The sequence below is a fragment of the Microcystis sp. LE19-131.1A genome (genome assembly GCF_027532015.1).
In the GTDB taxonomy this organism is placed as follows: Bacteria; Cyanobacteriota; Cyanobacteriia; order Cyanobacteriales; family Microcystaceae; genus Microcystis; species Microcystis ichthyoblabe_A.
The window spans coordinates 1-10,502 of record NZ_JAPZSS010000126.1 but is presented as its reverse complement, the minus strand read 5'-3'; the positions used below and the strand labels follow the sequence as shown (position 1 = coordinate 10,502).

Below are 10,502 nucleotides of genomic sequence, written 5' to 3'. Positions count from 1 at the left end.
GGTTCTTCGTTACTTGGTATGGTTCGATCAGGGGGCAGAAATCGGCTAAATCCTTATCTGGCAAGGGACTTAATTGATTAGCTCGTTCTAGATTGAAAACAATTGGCAAAAATCGCAGCCATGTCTTTCTATATAAGGGTTTCACCCCTTATAACTCCCGTCCATTGCATAACACAAACCGAAGAACCTTAAATTATAGATAATGATAGACGCGATCACCGCCATTTTCCTTAAGCTTACGATTGATTTTCTGGTTTAATTTGCCCAATCAGATGGCGGACTTCTGAGAGTAAAACCTGAAAGCGTCAGTCCGACTCTTCCTATCTTTGTCTGATTTCAGCAATTTCTGCTCTCCTGGCTTCATTTTCTCGTTCTTGCTGTGTGGCGATTTGTAGCAGAGCTTGTGCCGTCAATTGTAACACTTCTACCGAATCTCTGACCTCTGAAACCGATTCCCGCAATTCCGAAACTGAGTCTGCCAATTCATCTAGCATCTCATTTGTCCATCTGGGGTGTCCAGCCGAGCTTCCTGTCATGGCTGGCTTTTCCCCTTCTTTAATAATCGATTTTCTGAACGGTGGGTAGGATTATCAGCAAGCTTAACCACAAGACGAGACGGGACAAAAATTGGCAGTTCCGGAAGAACTAGAGTTATTATCGTAGCATGGTGTTATGATGAAGCGGTCACTAATCGAACCAGATTGCTACCGCAAAATCTTTTAAACCGCGTCCACGGGGAACCACGTAGTTTGCCTTTTTCGGCTATGATCTTTGCATAGCAATACTTTTAAGGGTTAATGGCCTGCCAGTGAGATTCCAGTTCTCTAGCTGTTTGCGGTTTATATCCTTTAAAAGTGTCCCGAAGTCAATTTCAGCTTTAGATGTCATATTCCTTACTCTATAAGGGTTGGGGGCTATTTTAAATAGATACCATGTTTGGACAAATTCCCAAATTATTCTTAAGCTATACTGGCGTACTAGATGCGGTTTAATATAGTTATCCCTTGACTATTTGATAATGATGAACAACCAACAAAACGGGGCTTTAAAAACCCAAAGTCAAGCAAATCTGCCAGTTTTTGACCAACCAGCTTTTATCCCCTCCGTCACGCAGGAAGGAGAGGAACTCAACCTGCGTCAATTCCTTTACGTCATCAAGCATCGCTGGTGGTTAATCGTTGGCATCACCCTAGGGGTGACGGCTGCGATCGCTACTTATACTTTCTCAAAAACCCCTATCTATCAGGGTAAATTCCTGCTGCTCATCGGTCAACCCATCGAGGAAAATAAAAGTCCTTCCGTACTGGCAGCCCAAGATATCCTACCTCAGTTAGGTGGTGAAGACATCGATTATGATACCCAAATCGCTGTTTTAACCAGTCCGCAACTCCTTAACCCCATCTTTAGTAAAATAACTCCTCAATATCCCGACTTTACCTACAGTGATTTAATTAGTAAAACTGGCAAATCTGATCTCGAAATTAGTCAACTAAAAGAGACGAAAGTTTTAGAAGTTTCCTATCAAGATGAGGAACCGGAAAAAATTAAGCTGGTTTTAGATAATTTAGCCCGTCATTACCTAAACTATAGTTCTCAGGAACGGAAGACCGAAATTAATCAAGGGTTAGATTTTGTTAACGCTCAATTGCCCGTGCTGCAGGAACGAGTTAATACTCTACAAAAACAAATGCAGCAATTCCGGCAGCAATACAATTTCCTCGATCCCGATAAAGAGGCAACTCGTTTATCACAACAGTTAACCACCACTGAACAAGATTATCGGGGTGCCCAAGTTGCCCTTAACGAAATTAACTCTCGCTATCAGGCTTTACAGCAACAGGTGGGATTAGACCCTAATCAAGCAATTATCGCTACTTATCTCAGTGAATCTCCCGGTTATCAAGATTTGCTCAAGCAGCTGCAGGAAGTAGAAGTGGAATTGGCCAAACAATCGGCAGTTTTTGCCAAGGATAGCCCAATAATCGCCACCCTAGAGGAAAAACGCGCTAATTTACTGCCCCTACTGCAAAACGAAGCCCAGAGAACCCTAGGGGAAAAACTGCCCCAGACAGTGGGTGACTCCCCTGCTTTGGTGTCACAGAGCGCTTTGCGGGTACAATTAACCCAACAATTGGTGGAAGCCGCTAACAGTCGCCAAACCCTAGAAATTAAGGTAGAATCCCTTGCCCGGGCCCTCGAACAACAGAAAGCCTCGGTCAAAAATCTGGCGGTTTTAGCCCGTCGTTATACGGATTTGCAGCGAGAGTTGGAAATCGCCACCACCAGTCTCGACCGTTTTCTGGAGGAACAACAAAAACTTCAACTCAAGGTGGCACAACAAGTGGTGCCTTGGCAACTAATTTCCCCACCAGAAGTAGAGGAAAACTTCGTTTCTCCTAAACCCGTGCGAAATCTCGCTTTAGGGGTTATTGGTGGCCTGTTACTAGGCCTAGGGGCAGCCTTTTTAGCTGAAAGATTAGACCCCGTTCATCATAGTGCAGATGAACTAAAAGAAGATACCAAACTACCCCTTTTGGGCGCAATTCCCTGGCAAAAAGACCTTGGCACCATCGAAAAAGTGATCACAGCCGCCCTACCACAGTTAACAGTCGGTGATCGCAAAATTACTATCCCTAATACTACTGGGAAATCGGCCGGCGAAAACCCCTCCTACTATAATTTCTCCCCCTTCTCGGAAGCTTTCCGCACTCTCAACACCAATATTCGCCTCCTCGATGCCGATTCCCCCCGCAAGTCCCTCGTGATTAGTTCTGTATCACCGGGAGACGGTAAAACCACCATATCAATCAATATCGCTAAGGCGGCCGCTGGTATGGGACAAAGAGTCTTACTGGTGGATGCTGACCTGCGACGACCCCAGGTTCACCATCGACTTAATCTCGATAACGACCACGGCCTTAGTAATGTCCTCGCCGAGGGTCTCGATTGGAATGAGGCAATTCAACCTCTACCCCGTTACGAGAATTTATCGATTCTTACCGCCGGTGAAATTCCCCCAGATCCAACCCGCTTGCTTTCTTCCCAGAGAATGCAGGAGATGATCTCGCGTTTACAGCAAGAGCAAGCCTTCGATCTAATTATCTACGATGTACCACCGATCGCCGCTTTTGCCGATGCGAAAATTCTCGCCGCCATGGCCACCGGACTGATTCTCGTTACCAAACTGGGCAAAACCGATCGCTTTGCCCTGAAAAATCTGCTCGAAGATATGAGATTATCCCATATTTCCGTGTTAGGTTTAGTGGCTAATAATGTTAGTCGGAAAAACCATAATTATCGTTACTATGGCCATTACTACGGGAAAAGATAATTAAATTAAAGATAGATCCCCCCTTAATCCCCCCTTAATAAGTAGGGCTGTTTCATTCTCGCAATCTAATTCTTTTTTTGCTACCTTTAATCGCTTATGCGGTAAGCAAAGCACGACGTTTTTAGAAATTTTCAGCTATTTATTCGGAGAAATCGACTAAAAACGTTACCAGATAAGGATTTGAGAGAATGACATTTGAGAGAATGAAACGACCCTACCCTTAATAAGGGGGGTGTCTGATGGTTTTTAACACCTAACTACTTAGGGTTTGCTGAAAAAGTACGGGCGAAGCATTCGGATAGAAAATCTAAGGTTTCACCGATAGGTTATTGTCCGAATGCTTCGCCCCTACAGGACGCGGGCCGATGAAGATGCAAGGTTTTGAACCACGATTCTCTCAAAATCTTGCACCTGTTTCACGAGAAAAGCCACAAAACCCTTACCTTACCTACATTTCACATTTATTCAGCAAACCCTACTTATTGATCGGTTATCAACTTTTAATTGATGTTAAATGCGGGTTTTAATCTGGTATCGGAATGATCTGCGAGTTCACGATCACGAGGCAATTTATCGAGCCATTCAAGAACAATTAGAGATAATTCCTTTCTATTGTTTTGATGAGCGTCAATTTGGTTTTACTTCCTACGGGTTTCCCAAAACTGGCAAGTTCCGGGCTAAATTTTTATTAGAAAGCGTAGCAAATTTACGACAATCTCTGGAAGGTTTAGGCAGTAATTTAATTATCCGACGGGGAAAACCAGAAGAAATTATCCCGCAATTAGTTCAAGAATTGCAGATAGCCAGGGTTTATTATCATCAAGAGGTTACAGCAGAGGAATTAGCGGTAGAAAAGGCTGTAAATAAGGCTTTATCTATAATTCCTGTGCAGATAAAAACTTTTTGGACAGCCACTTTATATCATCCTGATGATTTACCTTTTACCCTTAATCAACTGCCGGAATTATTTACTAATTTTCGTAAACAAGTAGAACGTCATTGGGAAATAAGAACAACTTATCCCAGTCCGAAAAAGTTGACAAAATTACCTAAAATAGATTGGGGAAATCTTCCTATTTTAAAGGATTTAGGCTTAACAGAACTAATTCTAGACCAGGGAGGTGTTTTATCATTTCAAGGGGGTGAAGTAGCAGGAAAATCACGGGTTAAAGAATATATTTGGGATAGTGATTCCTTAAAAACCTATAAGGAAACCCGTAATGAAATGTTAGGGACTAATTATTCCTCAAAATTCTCAGCTTGGTTAAGTTTTGGCTGTCTTTCCCCCCGTTATATTTATGAGGAAGTACAAAAATATGAGCAAACAAGAGTAAAAAATGACTCTACTTATTGGCTAACTTTTGAATTATTATGGCGAGATTTTTTTCGATTTATTTGCAGTAAACACGGGAATAAAATCTTTTATAAATCTGGTTTGCAAGAACTTAATTTACCCTGGCTAGAAGATTGGCAAAGATTTAATCTTTGGTGTGAGGGAAAAACTGGTTATCCCCTTGTAGATGCTAATATGAGAGAGTTAGCTGCTACAGGATTTATGTCAAATCGTGGACGGCAAAATGTCGCTAGTTTTCTGACCAAAAATCTCGGTATTGATTGGCGTATGGGAGCAGAATGGTTCGAGTCATTATTAGTTGATTACGATGTCTGTAGTAATTGGGGTAATTGGAATTACACTGCTGGTGTCGGTAATGACGCACGAGGATTTCGTTACTTTAATATCCGGAAACAGTCGAAAGATTATGATCCCAAAGGTGATTATTTACGTCACTGGTTGCCCGAATTAGCCCTAATAAAAGGCGATAAAATTCACGAACCTTATAAATTATCTCTGGAGGAGCAAAAGCGTTATGGGGTGATTTTAGGGGTTAATTATCCTCGTCCTATTGTCGATTTTTTTCAATCAATTAAACACAACGAAAAAATTTATCTCGCCAAGTCGTTGCTGATTTGAGATATGAATCTTCTCTTGTGGGATTTTTAAAACCTAGACCCAAAATAACTTTTGGATACGATGCACAATTGGCATTCATACCTTGATTCAGCAACGCCTCGAATTGGCATAGGCTTGACTTCGATTTCAACTCGGTTCCTTCATTTTATCGTGTAAAATGGTGATCGCACCACAACGCCCACCCTACTCCAATAGAAAGGCAAAAGATGACTACTACTCTTGAAAGCTTACAGGAATTTATTGATTTTTGTCAACAGCACATTACTGGCAAAGAAAGGAAAGAAGCTCAGATTTTCCTAGACCGTTTCTTTCGAGCTTTTGGTCATAAAGGTGCGTTAGAAGCGGGTGCAACCTATGAGGAGGCGATTACTAAAGGTAGCAAGAAAGGTAAAACGGGATTTGCTGATTTAGTTTGGAAACCTCGTGTTTTAATTGAAATGAAAAAGCGAGGAGAAGATTTAAGTAAACACTATCCCCAAGCTTTTGAATACTGGAGTCGATTGGTTCCTAATCGCCCTCGCTATGTCTTATTATGTAATTTTGATCAGTTCTGGATTTTTGATTTTGATCTTCAAATAGATGAACCGGTAGATCGAGTCAATCTCAACGATTTGAAAAATCGGGTCAGTGCGTTCAATTTTATGGAAGTAGGGAATCGTACCCCTATTTTTCAGAATAATCAAGTCGAGATTACAGAAACGGCAGCGCGGCGGATGGGTGAGTTGTTTCAACTGTTAAAAAAACGCGGTCATAAAAGCGGTTTTGATGAGTTGACAGCCCAGCGATTTATTTTGCAGTGTGTATTAGCAATGTTTGCTGAGGATCGAGGATTATTACCGAGAGATTTATTTATTTCTTGTGTACAAGAATGTCTAAATGGTGGCAATTCCTATGATGTCTTGGGGGGATTATTTCAACAGATGAACCAACCCGGAATTACCCCCGTTGGTAAATATCAGGGAGTGGATTATTTTAATGGGGGACTGTTTAGTATAATTCATCCAATTGAATTAACTAATAAAGAATTAGAGTTTCTGGATGTGGCGGCGCGTCAGGATTGGAGTAAGATCCGTCCGGCAATTTTTGGTAATATTTTTGAGGGGACAGCTAATACTGAAGAGCGTCATACTTACGGGATGCACTTTACCTCAGAAGCGGATATTATGAAAATTGTTCGCCCAACTATTAGCCGTTACTGGGAGGAGAAAATTGAGCAAGCTGGGACGATTGGCGAGTTAAATACACTTCAGTTAGAATTACAGCAGTATAAGGTATTAGATCCGGCTTGCGGTTCGGGTAATTTTCTCTATGTCGCCTATCAAGAATTAAAGCGCATTGAACAGTTATTAATTGAAAAGATTGCTAACCGTCGTCGTTCTGCTAGTGACCAATTACAGATTAGTTTTGTTACGCCTAAACAGTTTTATGGAATGGATATTAATCCTTTTGCTGTAGAGTTGGCGCGGGTGACTTTAATGATTGCCAGAAAGGTGGCGATTGATAAGTTTAATTTGACGGAAGCTTCTTTACCTTTGGATACTTTGGATAGTAATATTATCTGTGCTGATGCTTTGTTTACAGATTGGCAAAAAGCAGACGCAATTATCGGTAATCCTCCATTTTTGGGAGGGAAACACATGAGATTAAATCTCAGTGATGATTATGTTAATAAAGTGTTTGGAAGGTTTTCTGAGGTTAAAGACTCGGTTGATTTTTGTTCCTATTGGTTTCGTCTAGCACATAATCAATTAGATGAGAAAGGAAGAGCGGGTTTAGTCGGAACTAATTCTATTAGTCAAGGAAAAAGTCGTGTAGCAGCGTTGGATTATATTACTCACAATGGTGGACACATTCATGAGGCGATTTCTACTCAGCCTTGGTCTGGTGAAGCTAATGTTCATGTTAGTATTGTTAATTGGAGTAAAATTGAACCAGTAAGTTATTATTTAGATAATCATCAAGTTTCTCAGATTAATTCTTCTTTGACGACGACAGTAGATATTTCCAAAGCAGTTAGACTATTAGCCAACAAAAATATTAGTTTTCAAGGAGTGATACCAGTTGGTAAGGGATTTTATATTAAGAGTGAGCAAGCGGAAAAATGGATCGAAAATGATCTTAAGAATAAAGAGGTTTTAAAATTATCATCCTCTGCTGGTGATTTAACTGACAATCCTCATGGAAAACCTAGCCGCTGGATTATTGATTTCAATAATATGAGTTTAGAAGATGCTAGTGAATATAAATTACCTTTTGAGCATATTAAATTAACTGTTAAGCTGGAAAGAGAGCAAAATAGACGAGAAGTTACTAAACTAAACTGGTGGAAATATGGTGAAAAAAGACCAGCAATGAGAACAGCAATTGAACCTTTAGCTTGTTACTTTAGTATTCCCGCACACTCAAAATGGTTTATTTTTGTTCCTACTTCTTTAGATTGGCTACCTAATAATTCGATTCATGTCGTTGCTTCTGATGATTTCTATATTCTCGGTATCCTAACATCTAACATTCATCGCCTCTGGGTAAAAGCCCAAAGTTCAACTCTTGAAGACAGAACTCGCTACACTCCTAACACCTGTTTTGAAACCTTCCCCTTTCCCCAGACACCTTCACGGGAACTTGTCGAAAAAATCCGTCAAACCGCCGGGGAATTACACGAATACCGCAGCCAACAGATGGAGAAAAAACAATGGGGAATCACCAAACTATATAACCAATTCTTTAACGAACCCAGTAGCCAACTGTATCAACTCCATCAGAAATTAGATAAGCTAGTGATGGAGGCCTATCACTTCCAAGCTGACGACGACATCTTAGAGAAACTATTAACCTTAAACCTAGAATTAGCAGAAAAAGAGAAGCGAGGAGAAACCGTCATCGGTCCCTGGTCTCCTTACTCTTAGATTACTCTAACCCCTTACATTAGATTGAAACAATCTGAATTTCCCTGACTCGGTGCATTGGTTTGGTTGGCTTTTCGGTGGTGATTAGTTCATCAGCTTGAATTTGCAGCGCAGCAGCAACATGAAGTGCATCCATCGCCGCTAAACCGTAAGTGCCAGCAATTTCATGACTCACTGCACCCTCCTCGACGTGCAGCAAGTTCTTGTTCTATTTCCTCTTCATTGAGCAGTTGCAATCCAGCTGCGATCGCCCGATGTCGGATTTCCCATAACTTTTTGCTTAATGGTGTTTGGGGAATAAATTTAGCTTCTGGTGTTGTTTGTGACTCAGATTTAAGTATTTGAACAAATTGCCAAACTTTTTGTTGCTTTTCCGGGGTCAATTCTCGCCATTGTTCAAGTAGTTCTTCTTCTTTATCCATAAATACCTCGCTCTTAAATTACGCATTCCTCGAATCGTTGGCTGTCCAAGACATATTTGTGGATTAACTTTCGGCTCTTGTAGTAGATATGTATGGGTAGTTCAGGTGTTTTAGGTGGGAACTGGTTCACCCGGCCGCAAACTAGACCATTTACCGGTTTCGCGTAAAAAGCTTTCACAACCCACCACATCCCACTCCATTTCGATATAATCTTCCTTGGTGCGAATGTTAACGTTAATAGAAGGGTTCTTCGCTTCAAAGTCCGGTGTCTCGGTGAGATGACGTTCCTGATGTTGTGTTTCTACGGCATGATAGGTGAGACAGCGATCAACAAAATAGCAGTTAATACAAATACACATAGGTTTAACTCTATAGGTCTTTTCCGCTAATCTAGCTCAGTCTCTCCCCAAATGGGGCCAGTCAAAATTATATTTTTGTAAATTGCTCTTCTCGATGTCTTGTCAAAAAAACCTAGATAGTTTAGTTAAAGAAGTTTTTGCGATTAATCGGCAAGAATTGCCAGAAAATGCTTATTTAGTCGGTGGTGCTGTGCGAGACGCTTTATTAAACCGTCAGAAAGACTATATTGACCTAGATTTTGTGGTTCCCGAAAAAGCGATCGAAATTGCCCAAACTATTGCCCATCATTATAAAGCGGGTTTTGTGGTTTTAGATGCCGTTCGTCAAATTGCTCGCGTCGTTTTTCCGCAGGGTACTCTTGATTTCGCACAACAGGAGGGAGAATCTCTAGAAATAGACCTAAAAAGACGGGATTTCACCGTTAATGCTCTCGCTTATAATCTCCACACCCAAGAAATTTTCGATCCTTTAGGGGGATTAAAAGATTTAGGCTGCCAATCCCTGCGGATGATTTCCCGCGAAAATCTTCAGGATGATCCCCTAAGATTATTAAGGGCCTATCGACAAGCGGCTCAATTGGACTTTGAGATCGAACCCCATACCCGTGCAACTATTCGTTCTCTTGCCCCTTTATTGCACCGTGTAGCCGCCGAAAGGGTACAATCCGAGTTGAATTACCTTTTGCTCAATTCCCGTGGCAATAAATGGCTAAAAAGTGCCTGGGAAGATGGCTTATTATCTCTCTGGTTGCGTCGGATTACCCCCGCAAAAATGGAGCGAGTTATGGGGGTGGAAGCGGCAGCGGGATTTTTAGAATCTTTGTTACCAGAAAAATTTATCTTTTCCCCTTCTCAGTTACAGTTGACAAAATTGGCCCTATTGGTATCGGATATTTTGGCAGAAGCGGAAAAAGAGTTAATCGATCTCAAGTATTCCAGGGGGGAAATTCGCACGGTAATCACGGTGATTAAGTGTTTACCTCCCCTCAAGGAGGCAGATAATTTAAGTCTGCGGGAACAGTATTTTATTTATCTAAATACGGGAAAAGTATTTCCTGTCTTTGCCCTTTTTGCTTTATCGATGGGGATTAACAAAAATATCGTCGCTTCTCTGTTGACTTCCTATCTCGATCCCGATAATATTATCGCCCATCCCCGACCTTTATTAAGGGGCGATGATTTAATCAACTATTTACAACTGAAACCTAGTCCGATTATCGGTAAGTTATTAACCGAGGTACAAATTGCCCAAATTGAGGGCCAAGTGACAGTTTTTCAGGAAGCGATCGATTTTGCTAAAAAGTTATTATAAGTAGCTGGTTATAATTAAATTAAAAATGGATTTTAGGTCTGATCCCCCCTGCCCCCCTTGATAAGGGGGGTGCCGATCCCCCCTTAATCCCCCCTTGATAAGGGGGGTGCCGATCCCCCCTTAATCCCCCCTTAATAAGGGGGGCATCTGACAACTTTTAACGCCTACCTACTTAGCAATTGTTCACAGTTTGGAGAGTT

Annotated in this window: 7 protein-coding genes and 1 pseudogene; 4 read left to right on the top strand and 4 right to left on the bottom strand. The window is 41.3% G+C overall.

From position 1 onward, the window contains the following. Positions 1-236 precede the first annotated feature (236 nt). A pseudogene (locus tag O9323_RS10810) lies at positions 237-536 on the bottom strand (hypothetical protein). A 482-nt stretch (positions 537-1,018) separates the two neighbouring features. Here O9323_RS10810 and O9323_RS10805 point away from each other — a divergent pair. From O9323_RS10805 to O9323_RS10795, 3 genes are all read left to right on the top strand, one after another. Continuing rightward, positions 1,019-3,331: a GumC family protein gene (locus O9323_RS10805; RefSeq protein WP_288125090.1), complete on the top strand. Its 2,313-nt coding sequence runs from the start codon at positions 1,019-1,021 to the stop codon at positions 3,329-3,331. A gap of 514 nt (positions 3,332-3,845) precedes the next feature. Further along, the gene (locus tag O9323_RS10800) at positions 3,846-5,303 is read left to right on the top strand and encodes a DASH family cryptochrome (protein WP_149106512.1); all 1,458 of its coding nucleotides are present in this window, start codon (positions 3,846-3,848) and stop codon (positions 5,301-5,303) included. A 206-nt stretch (positions 5,304-5,509) separates the two neighbouring features. Then, on the top strand, positions 5,510-8,209 hold the full coding sequence (locus O9323_RS10795) for a DNA methyltransferase (RefSeq protein ID WP_288125089.1): 2,700 nt from the start codon (positions 5,510-5,512) through the stop codon (positions 8,207-8,209). 19 nt (positions 8,210-8,228) lie between these two features. Here O9323_RS10795 and O9323_RS10790 read toward each other — a convergent pair whose 3' ends face one another. From O9323_RS10790 to O9323_RS10780, 3 genes are all read right to left on the bottom strand, one after another. Then, the gene (locus O9323_RS10790) at positions 8,229-8,408 is read right to left on the bottom strand and encodes a PIN domain-containing protein (protein ID WP_002795919.1); all 180 of its coding nucleotides are present in this window, start codon (positions 8,406-8,408) and stop codon (positions 8,229-8,231) included. Beyond that, on the bottom strand, positions 8,374-8,631 hold the full coding sequence (locus tag O9323_RS10785; RefSeq protein WP_002793765.1) for a hypothetical protein: 258 nt from the start codon (positions 8,629-8,631) through the stop codon (positions 8,374-8,376). Before O9323_RS10785 ends, O9323_RS10790 begins: the two co-directional genes overlap by 35 nt. A gap of 110 nt (positions 8,632-8,741) precedes the next feature. Beyond that, positions 8,742-8,990: a Ycf34 family protein gene (locus O9323_RS10780; protein WP_002795917.1), complete on the bottom strand. Its 249-nt coding sequence runs from the start codon at positions 8,988-8,990 to the stop codon at positions 8,742-8,744. A 94-nt stretch (positions 8,991-9,084) separates the two neighbouring features. Here O9323_RS10780 and O9323_RS10775 point away from each other — a divergent pair, with 94 nt between their 5' ends. Next, positions 9,085-10,302: a tRNA nucleotidyltransferase/poly(A) polymerase-related protein gene (locus O9323_RS10775; RefSeq protein ID WP_288125088.1), complete on the top strand. Its 1,218-nt coding sequence runs from the start codon at positions 9,085-9,087 to the stop codon at positions 10,300-10,302. Positions 10,303-10,502: the final 200 nt, after the last annotated feature.